The organism is Pseudomonas fragi, from assembly GCF_900105835.1.
In the GTDB taxonomy this organism is placed as follows: domain Bacteria; phylum Pseudomonadota; class Gammaproteobacteria; order Pseudomonadales; family Pseudomonadaceae; genus Aquipseudomonas; species Aquipseudomonas fragi.
On sequence record NZ_LT629783.1, the window covers coordinates 2,088,211 to 2,104,408 of the forward strand.

Below are 16,198 nucleotides of genomic sequence, written 5' to 3' on the forward strand. Positions count from 1 at the left end.
TGCTCGCGATGCAGGCGCCGCGGTCTGCCGGGCTGACCGTGTCGAAGCCATCGCGAGCAAGCCCGCTTCCACAAAAGGTGGCCGGTTATCAGAACATCAGTGCATTGCTCAGGTCGCCCATCGGCACCTGCCCGCGCGCCTTCATGGCGTCGTCGCGCTGCTTGAGGCCATCCAGCACTTCCAACTGATGCACCCGGGTAATCAGGCGCAGGATCGAGGCAGTGTCATACACCGTGTGATCCACCGTGCCCTTGCGGGCGAAAGGTGACACCACCAGTGCCGGAATCCGTGTACCGGGCCCCCAGCGATCGCCCTTGGGCGGTGCAACGTGGTCCCACCAACCGCCGTTTTCATCGACAGTGAGCACGATCACCATGTTCTGCCACTGCGGGCTGTTGCGCAGCACCTTGAGCACGCGATCAAGGTGACGGTCACCGGCAGCCACATCGGCATACCCGGCGTGCAGGTTGAGGTTGCCCTGGGGCTTGTAGAAGCTCACGGCCGGCAACTTGCCAGCCTCGGCGTCAGCCAGGAAACGGTTGGTAGCGGCTTCGTCGCCCAGCCCACCATCACGCAGGCGCTTGCTGCGCTCCTGCGGGTTCTCTGGGCCTTGTCGCACAAAGTAATTGAACGGCTGGTGGTGGTACTGGAAGTTGGGGATCTTGGGGATGCCGTCCGAGCCCTTGTACTGCTCCAGCGTGGCCTGCCAGGCGCCCGCGTACCAGGCCCAGTCGATGTTCTTTTTGCTCAGTTTGTCGCCAATATGCTCATGGCTTTGTGGCACCAGTACGCTCGGCAGGTCGGGTTTGGCGTAGTCCGGGCGCTCGGGGTCGCGGATCCAGGTCGGCCAGTACGGTGGGGCCATTGTGTTAACGGCAAAACCGTCGGGTGTGAGCGCGCTGGGGCCGAACTGCGGGGCGCCGGTCATGGCGCTGGCCGGGGACTTGGCCAGGGGCTTGAGGCGCGTACCGGTGGGGTCGTCCCCTTGCAGCACGGCAATCTGCCCCTCCGCCACGGAGGTGCCCGCATTCGGATAAAACGGCACCGTCGCGCTGACCAGGTACTGGTGGTTAAGGAACGAACCGCCGAAAGCGCCCTGGAAGAAGTTGTCACACAACACGAATTCCCGGGCCACGTCCCACAGGCGCAGCGAGTACTGCGACTGGCCGTAGTAACCCATCGGCAGGCCACCCGAGTCACCCCAGGCGACGAACTGGTCATTTTTGCCATCGTTGATCTGCATCTGGTTCTGATAGAACACATGCCACAGGTCGCGGGTTACCAGGTTCAGCGGCAAGTCTTCCTGATTGGGCCCTTTGAGGGCAAAGGGGGCGTTGGGCAGGTTCTGCTGGTACTGCTCGCCCGGGGCATAGGTCACCCCATCGACTGTCTGAGGCCCGACTTGCACGACCCCGCCCCAGGCGGGTGGCAAGGTTTGTAACAAGCTGCCATCACGGTCGCGCTGCTGATAATCGGCAGGTTTGAGGGCTGACAAGGGTTTTTCGACGCCGGGAAAGTTGGCAAACAGATTATTGAAGCTGCGGTTCTCGGCATAGATCACCACGATGGTCTTGACCTGCTCGTGGAGTTTTTTGTCCAGATCAGCAGGTGTCAACGGCTGCGACTGGACAGGCCGGCCCTGCTCGCTGGCACCGCAAGCACTCAGGGTAGCGGCCCCGACGCCCAGTGCGGCAGCACCGGCGAGGAAGCGACGGCGGCTGCTGTCAGCCGGGAGTTGGGTGTCCGGGTCTTTCTTGTCGCTCATTGCAAATCCCTGTTGAGGCGTAACAAATTATTTCTGGCGGGCAGACTAGCAGGGGATTATGACGGGGAAGTTGCAGTAGATCGAAGCCGGGGAGCATAAAAAACGCCCCGGACCGTAGCGGTTCGGGGCGTCTAAAACAGCTATATCGCGGAACATCGCCCGCAGAGTGGGTTAGCCGTGTGCCTGTTTTACCTGCGCCTCCAGCTCGGTCTTCAGGCCCGGGTCGAGCTTGAGCTGTTTGGCCAGCTCTTCCAGATAGGCGCGCTCCATAAAATGCTCTTCGTCCACCAGAACAAGGCTGGCGATATACATTTCGGCCGCGATTTCCGGGGTAGTGGCAGCACGGGCGACTTCGGCGGGGTCCAGCGGTTTGTTCAGCTCCGCTTGCAGCCATTGGCGCAGCGCAGGGTCACCATTGAGCTTGTTCAGTTCGCCATCGATCAATTGGCGCTCGCGCTCATCCACATGGCCATCAGCCTTGGCGGCAGCCACCAGCGCCTTGAGGATTGCCTGGCTGTGTTGCTCCACTTGCGGTGCCGGGACGCGGTCAATGGTCTGCGGTTCGGTCTGCGGTGCCGTGCCCTGATTGGCCTGCCAGTTGCCGTAGGCTTTATAGGCCAGCACGCCCAAGGCCGCCAGGCCACCATAGGTCAGCGCCTGGCCACCATATTTTCGCGCACTCTTGTTGCCCAGCAGCAGGCCCAGGGCACTGGCTGCCAGGGCACCGCCGCCCGCACCGGAAAGCATGCCGCCCAGCCCCCCGGAGCCAAGCAGGTCTCCCAGGCCACCTTTGCCACCAGTGGAGGCGCCGCCTTGGGTACCGGTTTTTTTCTCCAGCATCTGTTGGCCGGATTTAAGCAGTTGGTCGAGCAAACTCATAAGCATCCTCTCGTAACAGGGTCAGGGGGAGCCAGAAAGCCCGCCAGCAGGCGGGCTTATCGTAAAGAGCAAGGGGATCAGTCGCGCAGGTCGGACTCATGAATCGGTTGGTCGCGATGGGTTGCACGCTGATACTGGGCTGGCCAGGTCGCCTTTTTGCCGCCCAGGTCATCGTCTGCGTGCAGCGGCCAATACGGGTCACGCAACAGCTCGCGGGCCAGCAGAATCAGGTTGGCCTGCCCGGTGCGCAGGATATGCTCGGCCTGTGCGGGTTCGGTGATCATGCCCACTGTACCGGTGGCGATGCAGGCCTCCTTGCGCACGCGCTCGGCAAAGCGGGTCTGGTAACCCGGCCCGACCGGGATCTCGGCATTGGCTGCAGTACCGCCCGAAGACACGTCGATCAAGTCCACCCCCAATGCCTTGAGACGGCGCGCCAGCTCGACGGTTTCGTCAGGGTTCCAGCCGTCTTCCACCCAATCGGTGGCCGACACCCGCACAAACAGCGGCAGCTCCTGCGGCCATACCCCGCGCACGGCCTCGGTCACCTCCAGGACCAGACGAATTCGATTCTCGAACGAACCACCGTATTGGTCACGTCGCTGGTTGCTCAACGGCGAAAGAAATTGATGCAGCAAGTAACCGTGAGCGGCGTGAACCTCGACCACCGAGAACCCGGCTTCCAGTGCCCGCCTGGCAGCCGCCACGAAAGCCTGGACAACGTCCTTGATCTGGCTTTCGTCCAGTTGCGCGGGCGGTGTGTGTTGCGGGTCGAAGGCTATCGGTGACGGCCCGACCGGCACCCAGCCGCCCTCCTCCACCTTGACGCTGCCATGCTTGCCCAGCCAGGGGCGGTGGGTGCTGGCCTTGCGCCCGGCATGGGCCAGCTGGATGCCGGCCACAGCGCCCTGGGCGCGGATAAAGCGGGTGATGCGTTGCAGGGGTTCAATCTGTTCGTCGTTCCACAGGCCCAGATCCTGGGCAGTAATCCGGCCTTCGGGGGTGACAGCAGTAGCTTCGGTAAAAATCAGCCCGGCACCGCCAACGGCACGGCTGCCAAGGTGGACCAGGTGCCAGTCATTAGCCAGCCCGTCGACGCTGGAGTACTGGCACATTGGCGAGACCGCAATACGGTTAAGAAGGGTCAGTTGGCGCAGGGTATAGGGTTCGAGCAGCAGACTCATGGGTCACCTCTAATTCCAGTGGGCAGGCTCCAAGTACTTCTGAAGAGCCTAGTCGACAACACTGGATGAGGGAGGGTTCAAATCGCACCGGGTCGTGGTGGTTTTGGTGGGAGCGGGCTTGCTCGCGATGGGGTCAGTGCGGTCTGTCAGGCCAACCGCGGTGATCCCGTCGCGGGCAAGCCCGCTCCCACAGTGGCTTGGCGGATCATCGCGGTTCGATATGGGCAATCATCAACTGTACGGTTTCGTTGCCGCGAAACTCGTTGAGGTCGAGTTTGTAGGCCAGTTCAACCCAGCGAATGGTCGGGTTCGGCCACACTTCGCGGTCGATCCCGAAAGCAATGCCATCGAGTTTGACGCTGCCACATTCGGTCTTGAGCACCACTTTCAAATGCCGCTCGCCCACGATGCGCTGCTCCACCAGCTGGAACACCCCGTGAAACAACGGCTCGGGAAAGTGCTGGCCCCAAGGCCCGGCATTGCGCAGGGCCCGCGCCAGCTCCAGATGAAACTCTTCAACCGCCAGGCTGCCATCCGACAGCATGCGCCCGGTCAGGTCTTCTTCACGCAATTGACGTCGCACTTCGGCATCAAAAGCCTCACAGAACAGCGGAAAGTTGGCCTCGGGCAACGTCAGGCCAGCCGCCATCGCATGGCCACCGTATTTGCTGATCAAGTCCGGATGTTGTGCCGCCACCACACTCAGCGCATCACGAATATGAAAGCCCGGCACCGAGCGCCCGGAGCCCTTGAGCATGCCATCACCGGCATCGGCAAAGGCAAAAGTCGGGCGGAAGTAACGTTCCTTGAGCCGCGAAGCCAGAATTCCGATCACCCCCTGGTGCCACTCGGGATCGAACAGGCACAGGCCAAACGGCATGCTGTCGATCGTCAGGTCCTTGAGCTGGGCCAGCGCTTCACGTTGCATGCCCTGCTCGATGGATTTGCGGTCCTGGTTCATCTCGTCCAGTTGCGCAGCCATTTCCCGCGCCGCGTTGGCGTCATCGGTAAGCAGGCATTCGATGCCCAGGCTCATGTCGTCCAGGCGCCCGGCAGCGTTCAGGCGCGGCCCGAGGATAAAACCCAGGTCGGTGGAGGTGATTTTCGAGTGGTCACGCTTGGCCACCTCCAGAATTGCCTTGAGCCCCGGCCGCGCACGCCCGGCACGAATGCGCTCAAGCCCTTGATGAACGAGGATGCGGTTGTTGGCATCCAGCGGCACCACGTCCGCCACGCTGCCCAGGGCCACCAGGTCCAGCAGCTCGGCGATATTTGGCGCCTTGCTGTTCTGGTACCAGCCCAGGCTGTTCAAGCGCGCCCGCAAGGCGATCAGCACATAGAAAATCACCCCGACCCCCGCCAGCGCCTTGCTCGGGAACTCGCAGCCGGGCTGGTTGGGGTTGACGATGGCATCTGCGGCCGGCAACTCGCTGCCCGGCAAGTGGTGGTCGGTAACCAGCACGCTCAGACCGGCCTTTTTGGCCGCGGCCACGCCTTCGATACTGGAAATTCCGTTATCGACCGTGATCAACAGCTGCGGCGTGCGGGTCAGCGCGACTTCGACGATTTCCGGGGTCAGGCCGTAGCCATATTCGAAGCGGTTAGGTACCAGGTAATCGACATGGGCCGCCCCCAGCAGGCGCAGCCCCAGCATGCCCACGGCGCTGGCCGTGGCGCCGTCGGCGTCAAAGTCGCCGACGATCAGGATGCGCTGGCGCTGCTCAAGCGCGACCACCAGCAAGTCCACTGCAGCATCGATGCCCTTGAGCTGCTGATACGGAATCAGCCGCGCCAGGCTCTTGTCCAGTTCAGCTTGGGACTGCACACCGCGTGCGGCGTACAGGCGGGTCAGCAGGGTTGGCATTTCGCCCAGAAAAGGCAGGGTTTCAGGCAATGGACGAGGTTCGATGCGCATAAGCAGGTGGAGAGTCTCTGAGCGTAGAAAAAAAGTTGTAACTTAGCCGCGTTCGCCTTGCAGCCACTGCAGTTGCACTTCGTGCTGGCCGCGGTCGTCAGTCACGAAAATCGTGCCTTCGCTGATCATTACGTCCCACTTGATAACCCGGGGCATGTCTTTGGCCAGGACTTCAAGAATCTCTTGTGGCACGGCAGCAATGTTGACGTTCTTCAGGTTCTTGATCGCCGGAATGACCTTGCCTTCCCACACGCGCAAGCTGCCATAGGCCAGCAGGCTGGTGCGTTCGGTACGGCGCGAGCACCACGTCAGGCGGTCGGCATCGGGCTGGCCAACTTCGATCCAGTGCAGGACACGGTCGTCCAGGCTTTTTTCCCACAGGGCTGGTTCGTCTACATCAGACAGACCACGACCAAAAGACAGCTGCTCGTTGTACCAAAAGGCGTAGGCCAGAAGGCGCACGGTCATGCGTTCTTCAGTTTCCGAAGGGTGACGGGCGATGGTCTGCTTGACGCTTTCATAGACCCCGCGATCGAGATCGGTAAGGTTGAGTTCAAACTTGTAGGTCGTGGACGGCTGTGCCATGAACGGGCTTCTTGATACGGAGAAAGGCGGCAAGTCTAACCGATACACCGTGATTGAACGAATCGGCCAGCTTCTTGCCAGCCGCCAGCTATGTTAAAAGGCTGTACTCGCTCGCCCCCTGGACAAGGATTCCACATGCCGCTCGCCACCAAACCCCTTTCGGGCCTTAAAGTCGTCGAATTGGGCACCCTGATCGCCGGGCCTTTTGCATCGCGGATTTGCGCCGAGTTCGGCGCCCAGGTGATCAAGGTCGAATCCCCGGACGGCGGCGACCCGCTGCGAAAATGGCGCAAGCTGTATGAGGGCACGTCGCTGTGGTGGTTTGTCCAGGCACGCAACAAGAAATCCCTGACCCTGAACCTCAAGCACCCGGATGGCCTGGGCATCCTCAAGGCGCTGCTGGCAGACGCCGATATCCTCATCGAAAACTTTCGCCCCGGCGTACTCGAAAAGCTCGGCCTGGGCTGGGAGGTGCTGCATGCGCTGAACCCCAAACTGGTGATGGTGCGCCTGTCCGGCTTTGGCCAGACCGGGCCGATGAAAGACCAGCCGGGGTTTGGCGCGGTCGGCGAATCCATGGGCGGGCTGCGTTATATCACCGGTTTTGAGGACCGCCCGCCGGTGCGCACGGGCATTTCGATCGGCGACTCGATTGCCGCGCTGTGGGGCGTGATTGGCGCACTGATGGCCTTGCGTCATCGCGAGGTCAACGGCGGCCAGGGCCAGGTGGTAGACGTGGCGCTGTACGAGGCCATTTTTGCCATGATGGAAAGCATGGTGCCGGAGTTCGATGTATTCGGTTTTATCCGTGAGCGTACCGGCAATATCATGCCGGGTATTACCCCCTCCTCGATCCACACCAGCCAGGACGGCAAGCATGTGCAGATCGGCGCCAACGGTGACGCCATCTTCAAGCGCTTTATGCAGATTATCGGCCGTGACGACCTGGCCAATGACCCGGCGCTGGCGAGCAACGATGGCCGCGACGCGCGACGCGACGAGCTGTATGGCGTGATTGACCGCTGGGTCGGTTCACTGCCGCTGGCAACGGTGCTTGAACAACTGGCTGCGGCACAGGTGCCGGCCAGCCGTATTTTTTCGGCAGAAGATATGTTCAGCGACCCGCAATTTCTGGCCCGAGAGATGTTTCTGCAGGCCAAACTGCCGGACGGCAAGGACTTCAAGATGCCGGGTATCGTGCCCAGGCTGTCCGATACCCCGGGCTCGGCGGATTGGGTCGGCCCGCAGCTGGGCGAGCACAATCACGAGGTATTGAGCGGCCTGGGTTACGACGCCGCGGCAATTGCCAGCCTCAAGCAGTCAGGCGCCATCTAGGCGTGCTGGCCATTTTTGCTGGCAAGCGAAGGAGATCAGCACGATGACTTGTCCCTCGACGCGGCGAAGCCTTTGGGCTGGCCTGATCGCCTCGCTGATGCTGGGTTGGGTTCCTGCAAGCCAGGCGGCGCCAACGCTGATCTGGCTGCTGCGCGACCTGCCGCCCTTGACCGTGTTTCATGGCCCGCAAAAGGGTCAGGGGGTGATCGACAAAATGATGCCCGACCTGATCGCCAACATGCCGCAGTACCAGCACATTGTGATGCAGGTAAACCGCGCACGGGCCCTGCAGATGCTTGAAGAGCAATCGCTGGCCTGCGACCCGGCATTGGTCTGGAACCCGGCTCGCGCCCTATCGATTGTCTATTCCGACCCCGTTACCGAGCTGCACAGCAATGGCATGGCGATTCTGCGTGAGGACCGGCAACGGCTGCAGCCCTTTATTCATGACGACAAGGTCGACCTGCAAGGCCTGCTCAAGGCACAAACCCTCAAGCTTGGGGTCATTGCCAAACGCAGTTACGGGGTATGGATTGATAACCAGCTGGCGCGAGGCCCGGCGAGCCAGATTGTCATGCATTACGGCAGCGATCCGCTGGCCAGCCTGTTGCAGATGCAGCAAGCCGGCCGCATGCCGGCACTGCTGGGCTATTGGCCGGAAATCCAGGCCAAGGCCAGCCAGCAAGGCTTGTCGCCCGACGCGCTGATGTTTTACCCGATCCAGGGCGCGCCCGAGTTTCAGCCCATCTACGTTGGCTGCACGGACACGCCTGAAGGCCGCGAGGTGATCAGCCACGTCAATTCGATTCTGCTCAAACTGGGCCCAGCGCCCCCGTCCAGCCTGGATGTGCATTGACAAAAAAAAGCCATAAAAAAACCCCGAACAGTGGGGAGGCTGCCCGGGGTCTAACAAGGTCATGATGACCTGCTCAACAGGCTACAAGCATCGGAGCAATAAACTTGCCCCTGTTGATAGTAAATCTGACATGCCTAGGCTGGCGGAAGTTCCCCCGTGCGGGCAATTAATTTGTGCCGCTCTCCCCTGTACACCGGTGTGACTGTCGATAAAGATCCAGCAACTGCCCCAACCCGGCCACTGTCACCGGTTTGGGCAGGCACCCCAGCACCTCAAGCCCGTGCCGACGGGCCATGCGGGCCGCCATTTCGATCACATGGGGCGCAGCCGCACTCGAGATGATCAACGCCGTGGCATCACGCTTGAGCGCCAGCTCGCGGATAAGCTGCAGCCCTGAAGGCCCCTCCATGTACAGATCGCAAATAGCCACATCAATAGCCCCGCGATTGAGCAGCGAATGGCGGGCAGAATCCACGCTTTCGGCGGTCAACACGTCAAAAATACGGAATGCATTCAACATTTGATGCAACACCATCAATTGAAATGGGTTGTCTTCAAGAATCAATACTTTCAACGGTCGCATCATGGGCCTTCAGGGCATAAACCTGATGTTACAGAGGTGGTAAACCTTAGTAGGCTCAACAGCCGCATAACATAGGACAATTCCGCAATTGGCGTGGGAATGCGCTACAAGCGATTTTCACCGCCTAAAATGCCCCGTGACTCCCATTTCCTGGCTTCTGACTTGTCAAACCAGCCCCCTACCAGCCCCTCCATACGGCCGGTTTCCGAGTAGAACGGCGCGGCCCACTGATAGATTTCCATCCCGCCGGTTTTAAACTCCACCCAACGCTTTTGGTAGCACGGTTTACGGCTTTGAATCATGTTCAAGATTTCGCGCTGAAATTTTTCGGCCAGCTCCTGGGAAAACAAATCCACTTCTGTCACCTTCAACCCGCAAATTTGCCCCAGGCGGACCGACAAGCGTTCCTCATAGCTTTGATTACAGGTAATCAACTGGCCCTCCAGGCCAACCACAAAAATCGGGCTGGGGATGCCATCCAGAAAGCGGTGGCTGAGCTTCAATTGTTCTATGAGGCTCAGCTCGTACTCGCGCCCGGCCCCCAGTTGCCTGCGCAAAAAACCGTTGTAGAAAAGTGACATAAGCCCGACCGAGCACAAGCCCGCAATCGCCCACCACAGCCCCGGCGAGTGGTACAGGCCACCCTCGATAATCAGCGGCTGGCCAGCCCCACCCAGCCATGTGGTGCGCAGCGCGCGGATATCGGCCACTGGGATGGCCTCCAGGGCCTTGTTCATGATGCTGAACAGCTCCGGGTAGCGGGCTGGTACCGAAAAAGTGGCGGCCGCCCATTGCCCTTCAACACTGCGCCCGACTTTCAACCGCCCCGGCGGATACAGATAGGCCTGCGTTTCGGTCTGGATCGTCGCATCCGCATCGCCATTGGCCACCGCGTGACGGGCCTGGGCATAGGTCTCAACCAGACGCAGGGTGACTGCGGGGTATTCACGCCGAATGTAGTCTTCAAGGGCATGCCTGGCCGGCAGCACCAGGACCTTGCCGGCAAGCTGGCTCAGCGAGCCCAGCCGGGAATCATTGACGCGCACTACAAACACCCAGGGTGCCCCGCCGTATGAGTGGGTGAAGTTCAGGAAGGCCTTGCGCTCACGGCTTCTGGAGAGGCTTGAGTTCATTTGCGCCTCGCCGCTTTTGAGCATGTCGAGGATTTGCACGGTTGAAAACGCCTCTTTATGAACAAATTGCAGGCCGGTCATGCGAGAAATGCGCGCCAGAATGTCAATGCTCAGGCCCGCCCAGCGGCCGTCGCCGGTCCTGAAGCCGTAAAGGGGAAACTGCTGGGTGGCCAGGGTCACAACCGGATTGCGCTGGATCCACTCCCGTTCGGTGGGCAGCAGATCGATGCGCTGCTGCGCAATGCTGCCTTCCAGCCCGCTGGTCCAGCGCGAAAGCACCATGCGCGTTGCACGCTCATCGAGGCTTTCAAGTGCGCGATCGATCAGTGACGCCAGCCTGGAGCTGGAATGACGCGTGGCAAAAGCAAAGCCGAATGCGGGCAAGGCACTGTCACCGACAATGCGCAGCCCCGAGTGCGGACGAAAGCTTTTGAATGACTGCACGATCAGTTCATTGCCGATAAAGGCATCGATATCGCCCTCGGTCAGCGCGTCCATTGCATTGTGCAGATCGGCAATGATGACGATCTCACTGCTCGGGTAAAACGCCTGGGCTGTATGAAAATCGACGTATCCGGCCATAAAGCCGATTTTTTTGCCGACCCAGTTGCCGACCGGCCCTTCATCATCGGTACGGCAAACCACAACCAGGCGGTCGGCCATGTACTCCTGGGACAGAACAACGCCTTCGATACCACGCTCGAATCCGCTGGCGCTGGTCAGGATATCGACTTCGCCGGCCAGTAGCCGGGCAACCGCCTGCTCCCGCGTCCTGTAGCCCAGGACCTCAACGGGCACCCCCAGCTTGTCGCGCAGGATGCTCAAGTAATCGGCACTCAGGCCTTGGTAGTTGTTGCGGTCGGTGATGATGTCGACAGGTTCGTAATCAACGGTGGCGATACCGATCCGCAAGGTGCCCTGGCTGGCCAGCCATTGCCGGTCGGCGGCGTCCAGCTGCATTGGCACGGGCTCGACAGCGCTGCTCGAAAGCCTGAAGGGTATGCCCGGTTCGCCGATGACCGGCTGGGCAAGACTGAACATGCCCATAGCCAGCACTATGCGCATCCATGTTTGAAATGCCTGGTGAATACATGACATGACAGCATCCTTGACCGGGTATTCGCCAGCATACGAGGGGCGAAAACCAGGCGAGTTTGCCATGCACCAATAAAAAAGCCCGTCAGATGACGGGCTTCAAAACGCGTAAGACAAATGCCTTCAGAGCGGCTTGCCACGGTTGCCATGCTGGCTGACAAAGGCTTGTACAGCCTTGAGGTCATTGGCCAACACGGTGTAGCGCTCTTCTCGCTCAAACAAGTCAGAAAGGTGTGACGGCAGCTCCAGCGCTTTACCTACGCCAGCTTTTTCAACCGCATCCGGGAACTTCACCGGGTGCGCCGTGCCCAGGATCACCATCGGAATATCCAGGCTGCGACGGCATTCACGCGCTGCATGCACACCGATGGCCGTGTGCGGATCGAGGACTTCGCCGGTTTCAGCAAACACCTGAGCGATGGTTTCGCAGGTTTGTTCGTCATCCACTGCCAGCGAGTCAAACAGACGGCGTGCTTCGGTCCAGCGGTCTTCTTCAACGCTGAAGTTGCCGGTTTGCTTGAAGGCATCCATCAGGCCCGCAACAGCGGCGCCATTGCGACCGTGCAGGTCGAACAGCAGGCGTTCAAAGTTGGACGACACCATGATGTCCATCGACGGCGACAGGGTCGCGTGCAGGGTGTCCTTGGCATACTGGTTGCCGCTCATGAAGCGGTGCAGGATGTCATTGCGGTTGGTGGCCACGATCAGTTGATTGATCGGCAGGCCCATGTTGCGCGCCAGGTAACCGGCGAAGATATCGCCGAAGTTGCCGGTAGGCACCGAGAACGACACGGAACGGTGCGGCCCGCCCAGTTGCAGGGAGGCGTGGAAGTAGTAAACGATCTGAGCCATGATCCGCGCCCAGTTGATCGAGTTCACGGCCACCAGGCGGGTGCCCTTGAGGAAACCCTGGTCAGCGAAGCTGGCCTTGACCATTTCCTGGCAGTCATCGAAGTTGCCTTCGATGGCGATGTTATGGATGTTGTCACCGAACAGCGTGGTCATCTGCCGACGCTGTACTTCCGACACCCGGTTGTTGGGGTGCAGGATGAAAATATCGACGTTTTCGCAGTGCTTGCAACCTTCGATCGCCGCCGAACCAGTATCCCCGGAGGTGGCGCCGACGATCACTACACGCTCGCCGCGTTTTGCCAGTACATAGTCGAGCAAGCGGCCGAGCAGTTGCAGGGCAAAGTCCTTGAACGCCAGGGTCGGGCCGTGGAACAGCTCCAGCACCCACTCGTTGCCGTTGAGCTGACGCAGCGGCGCTACAGCGGCGTGGGAAAACGCGCCGTAGGTTTCTTCGAGAATCTTTTTGAAGTCGGCATCCGGAATGCTGCCGGTCACGAACGGACGCATCACCCGGAAGGCCAGCTCGTGGTAAGGCAAACCGGCCCAGGAAGCGATTTCTTCCTGGGTAAAGCGCGGCAGGTTTTCCGGCACATACAAACCGCCATCACTGGCCAGACCGGCCAGCAACACATCTTCAAAATTCAGGGCCGGTGCCTGGCCACGGGTACTGATATAGCGCATGGGTTCAAACCTTCGGTTCGAGCGGCAAGCGGTTTAGCTACAGCGGCAAGAAAAATGCAATCTGGCTCTTGCTTGCCGCTTGTAGCTTGTAGCTTGCAGCTCTTGATTAATTAAGATGCTCAACGCGGATGCGAACAACCGGGCCCACAACGCCTTGCAGCGCTTCAAGCGCAGCGATGGCATCGTTGATGTGCTGCTCGATCACGCGGTGGGTCAGCAGGATCATCGGCACCAGGCCGTCATGCTCCTCGACTTCTTTCTGCATGATCGATTCGATGTTGATGCCGCGCTCGGACAGGATGCTCGCCACTTGTGCCAGCACGCCCGGGTGGTCCTTGGCCTGGATACGCAGGTAGTAGGCACTTTCGCACGCTTCGATCGGCAGGATAGGGTGATCGGACAGCAGATCCGGCTGGAAAGCCAGGTGCGGTACGCGGTTTTCCGGGTCGCTGGTCATGGCACGCACCACGTCCACCAGGTCGGCAACCACTGACGAAGCCGTTGGCTCCATGCCGGCGCCGGCGCCGTAGAACAGGGTCGAACCGGCAGCATCGCCGTTGACCATCACGGCGTTCATCACGCCATTGACGTTGGCAATCAGGCGGTCAGCCGGGATCAGCGTCGGGTGGACCCGTAGCTCGATGCCGTTGGCCGTGCTGCGTGCAACACCCAGATGCTTGATGCGATAGCCCAGCGCTTCTGCGTAATTCACATCAGCGGTTGTCAGCTTGGTGATGCCTTCGGTGTAGGCCTTGTCGAATTGCAGCGGGATACCGAAGGCAATCGACGCCAGAATGGTCAGTTTGTGCGCCGCATCAATGCCTTCGACGTCGAAGGTCGGGTCGGCTTCGGCATAACCCAGCGCTTGCGCTTCAGCCAGCACGTCTTCGAACGTGCGGCCTTTTTCGCGCATTTCGGTGAGGATGAAGTTACCGGTGCCGTTGATAATACCCGCCACCCAGTTGATGCGGTTGGCCGAGAGGCCTTCACGGATCGCTTTGATCACCGGGATGCCGCCTGCAACGGCCGCTTCGAACGCAACGATCACGCCCTTTTCCTGGGCCTTGGCGAAGATTTCGTTACCGTGAACGGCAATCAGTGCCTTGTTCGCGGTCACGACGTGCTTGCCGTTTTCGATGGCTTTGAGCACCAGCTCGCGGGCGATGGTGTAACCGCCGATCAGCTCGATAACGATGTCGATTTCAGGGTTGGTCGCAACAGCGAATACATCGTTGGTAATGGGGGTACCGGTAATGTCGCACTGAGGGTTTGGCGTACGCATTGCAATTTGCGCAACCTGGATACCACGCCCTGCACGGCGGGCAATTTCCTCGGCGTTACGCTTTAGTACGTTAAAGGTGCCGCCACCGACGGTCCCGAGCCCACAGATACCTACTTTGACCGGATTCACGCTGAACTCCCCATAAAACGGCCGACTCAAGGTCGGCCGTGGAAAACAACCGTGGATTGCCACGGTTCTCTAATGAATGGCCGGGCAGCTGAAGCGCCCCGCCATGATCGTCACAGGCTTAGCGTGACGACGCTGGATTATTTAACACTCAGTGCCAGCTTGCCAACCTGCGCAGCAGGCTGATAACCCGGAATCACCTGACCGTCAGCCAAAACGATGGCTGGCGTGCCATTGACGCCGATGGACTGGCCCATGGCGAACTGCTTGGCAACCGGGTTGGCGCATTTTGGCGCCTCGACCGTTTTGCCATCAGTCATCTTGTCCATCGCCGCTTTTTTGTCCTTAGAGCACCACACCGCCTGCAACTGCTGGTCACCCGGCGAACCGAGGCCCTGACGCGGGAACGCTACATAGCGCACTTCAATGCCCATTTTGTTCAGTTGCGGGACTTCGGCGTGCAGCTTGTGGCAATACGGGCACGTTGTATCGGTAAAGACCGTGATATGCGACTTGGTTTCGCCGATGGCAGGGTAAACGACGGTTTCTGCCACCGGGATACCATTGATCAACTTGGCCACACCAACGCGCTCGGCCTGCTCGGTCAGGTTGACCGGCTTGCCGTCCTTGAGCTGGAACATATAGCCCTGGACGATGAACTGGCCATCGGCGCTGGCATACAGCACGCGGCTGCCCTTGAGCTTGACTTCATACAGGCCGGCCAACGGGCTGGCACTGATGCTCTCGACCGGCACATCCAGCTGCAGGGTTTCGAGGCTCTTGCGGATGGCTTGTTCGGCGCCGGTATCGGCGAACGAGAAGGTGCTGACCAACGCAATGGCTGCGGCGGCAAAAATCTGGATCACACGCATGGGAACTCCTGAAGACGGGCAAAGCGGCCAACCCCGATACCCGTCCTGAAACAGCGGGTTTGGGCGGCGCGCTTTCTAAACCGGCAAAGCCTACCACAGATGGCCTGCATGGCCGACCCTGACTGACGCAAGACACCTAGCCACGCGGGTGATGGAGGGCATGCAGGTCCTGCAGGCGGGCACGGGCAACGTGGGTGTAAATCTGCGTCGTCGACAGGTCGCTGTGGCCCAGCAGCATTTGCACCACACGCAAATCGGCGCCGTGGTTGAGCAAATGGGTGGCGAAGGCATGGCGCAGGGTGTGTGGCGACAGCGACTTGTCGATCCCGGCCACCCTGGCCTGATGCTTGATGCGGTGCCAGAAGGTCTGGCGGGTCATTTGCTCCCCGCGCAGGCTGGGGAACAGCACATCACTGGGGCGACCGCCGAGCAACTCGTGACGGGCATCGCGCATGTAGCGTTCAACCCGCACGATGGCCTCCTCCCCCATCGGCACCAGACGCTCCTTGCTGCCCTTGCCCATCACCCGCAAAACGCCCTGGCGCAGGTTGACCTGTTCCAGGGTCAGACTGATCAGCTCGGTTACCCGCAGGCCGCAGGCATACAGCACTTCGAGCATGGCCCGATCACGCTGGCCGATGGCCTCACTCAAGTCGGGGGCAGCGAGCAATGCCTCAACGTCCGCTTCCGACAGGGACTTAGGCAATGGCCTGCCCAACTGCGGCATATCGACCTGCAAGGTAGGGTCGATGGCAATCAGCTTTTCTCGCAGCAGATAGCGGTAGAAGCCACGCGCACCTGAGAGAAAACGCGCCGTTGAGCGTGGCTTGTAGCCCTGCTCCAGCCGCCAGGCCAGATGATCGAGGATCAACTCGCGCCCGGCACTGGCCAGGGCGATATCGCGCTCCTGCAACCAGCCATTGAACAAGGCCAGGTCACTGCGATACGCGTTGCGGGTGTTGTCCGACAGGCCCTTTTCCAGCCACAGGGCATCCAGGAAACGGTCGATAAGTGGGTCGTCTATAGCGGGCATTGGCTCTCGAAACGCACAGGCC

At 60.4% G+C, this 16,198-nt stretch carries 12 protein-coding genes and 1 pseudogene; 2 read left to right on the forward strand and 11 right to left on the reverse strand.

What is annotated here, in order from left to right:
- Positions 1-88 precede the first annotated feature (88 nt).
- The 5 genes from BLU25_RS09520 to BLU25_RS09540 all read right to left on the reverse strand — a co-directional run bounded on the left by BLU25_RS09520 (position 89) and on the right by BLU25_RS09540 (position 6,328).
- The gene (locus BLU25_RS09520; RefSeq protein WP_016781932.1) at positions 89-1,765 is read right to left on the reverse strand and encodes an acid phosphatase; all 1,677 of its coding nucleotides are present in this window, start codon (positions 1,763-1,765) and stop codon (positions 89-91) included.
- A 171-nt stretch (positions 1,766-1,936) separates the two neighbouring features.
- The gene (locus BLU25_RS09525; RefSeq protein WP_016781931.1) at positions 1,937-2,644 is read right to left on the reverse strand and encodes a tellurite resistance TerB family protein; all 708 of its coding nucleotides are present in this window, start codon (positions 2,642-2,644) and stop codon (positions 1,937-1,939) included.
- A gap of 77 nt (positions 2,645-2,721) precedes the next feature.
- The gene (locus BLU25_RS09530; protein ID WP_016781930.1) at positions 2,722-3,828 is read right to left on the reverse strand and encodes an NADH:flavin oxidoreductase/NADH oxidase; all 1,107 of its coding nucleotides are present in this window, start codon (positions 3,826-3,828) and stop codon (positions 2,722-2,724) included.
- Between the two features lie 205 nt (positions 3,829-4,033).
- Positions 4,034-5,743: a single-stranded-DNA-specific exonuclease RecJ gene (gene recJ / locus BLU25_RS09535; protein WP_016781929.1), complete on the reverse strand. Its 1,710-nt coding sequence runs from the start codon at positions 5,741-5,743 to the stop codon at positions 4,034-4,036.
- A gap of 42 nt (positions 5,744-5,785) precedes the next feature.
- Positions 5,786-6,328, reverse strand: a complete 543-nt coding sequence (locus BLU25_RS09540) for a YaeQ family protein (RefSeq protein WP_016781928.1) — start codon at positions 6,326-6,328, stop codon at positions 5,786-5,788.
- Between the two features lie 135 nt (positions 6,329-6,463).
- On the opposite strand from BLU25_RS09540, the gene BLU25_RS09545 reads away from it, so the two are divergent.
- Together BLU25_RS09545 and BLU25_RS09550 are read left to right on the forward strand one after the other, a co-directional pair.
- Positions 6,464-7,663: a CaiB/BaiF CoA transferase family protein gene (locus BLU25_RS09545; RefSeq protein ID WP_016781927.1), complete on the forward strand. Its 1,200-nt coding sequence runs from the start codon at positions 6,464-6,466 to the stop codon at positions 7,661-7,663.
- Positions 7,664-7,706: 43 nt separating this feature from the next.
- Positions 7,707-8,519 (forward strand): TIGR02285 family protein, encoded by an 813-nt coding sequence (locus BLU25_RS09550; RefSeq protein WP_016781926.1) that lies wholly within the window; start codon positions 7,707-7,709, stop codon positions 8,517-8,519.
- 202 nt (positions 8,520-8,721) lie between these two features.
- Here the strand turns inward: BLU25_RS09550 and BLU25_RS09555 are convergent.
- The 6 genes and pseudogenes from BLU25_RS09555 to xerD all read right to left on the reverse strand — a co-directional run.
- Positions 8,722-9,102: pseudogene (locus BLU25_RS09555) on the reverse strand (response regulator); the annotation flags it as partial.
- Positions 9,103-9,206: 104 nt separating this feature from the next.
- The gene (locus BLU25_RS09560; RefSeq protein WP_050901293.1) at positions 9,207-11,333 is read right to left on the reverse strand and encodes a transporter substrate-binding domain-containing protein; all 2,127 of its coding nucleotides are present in this window, start codon (positions 11,331-11,333) and stop codon (positions 9,207-9,209) included.
- Between the two features lie 120 nt (positions 11,334-11,453).
- A complete protein-coding gene (thrC, locus tag BLU25_RS09565) occupies positions 11,454-12,863 on the reverse strand; it encodes a threonine synthase (protein WP_016781923.1) in 1,410 nt (469 codons plus the stop codon).
- A 106-nt stretch (positions 12,864-12,969) separates the two neighbouring features.
- Positions 12,970-14,274, reverse strand: a complete 1,305-nt coding sequence (locus BLU25_RS09570; protein ID WP_016781922.1) for a homoserine dehydrogenase — start codon at positions 14,272-14,274, stop codon at positions 12,970-12,972.
- A 137-nt stretch (positions 14,275-14,411) separates the two neighbouring features.
- Positions 14,412-15,143 carry a DsbC family protein gene (locus BLU25_RS09575; protein WP_016781921.1) on the reverse strand — a complete coding sequence of 244 codons (732 nt, stop codon included), beginning with the start codon at positions 15,141-15,143 and terminating at the stop codon, positions 14,412-14,414.
- Positions 15,144-15,279: 136 nt separating this feature from the next.
- Positions 15,280-16,176, reverse strand: coding sequence for a site-specific tyrosine recombinase XerD (gene xerD / locus BLU25_RS09580; protein WP_016781920.1), 897 nt, complete (start codon positions 16,174-16,176; stop codon positions 15,280-15,282).
- Between the last annotated feature and the right edge of the window lie 22 nt (positions 16,177-16,198).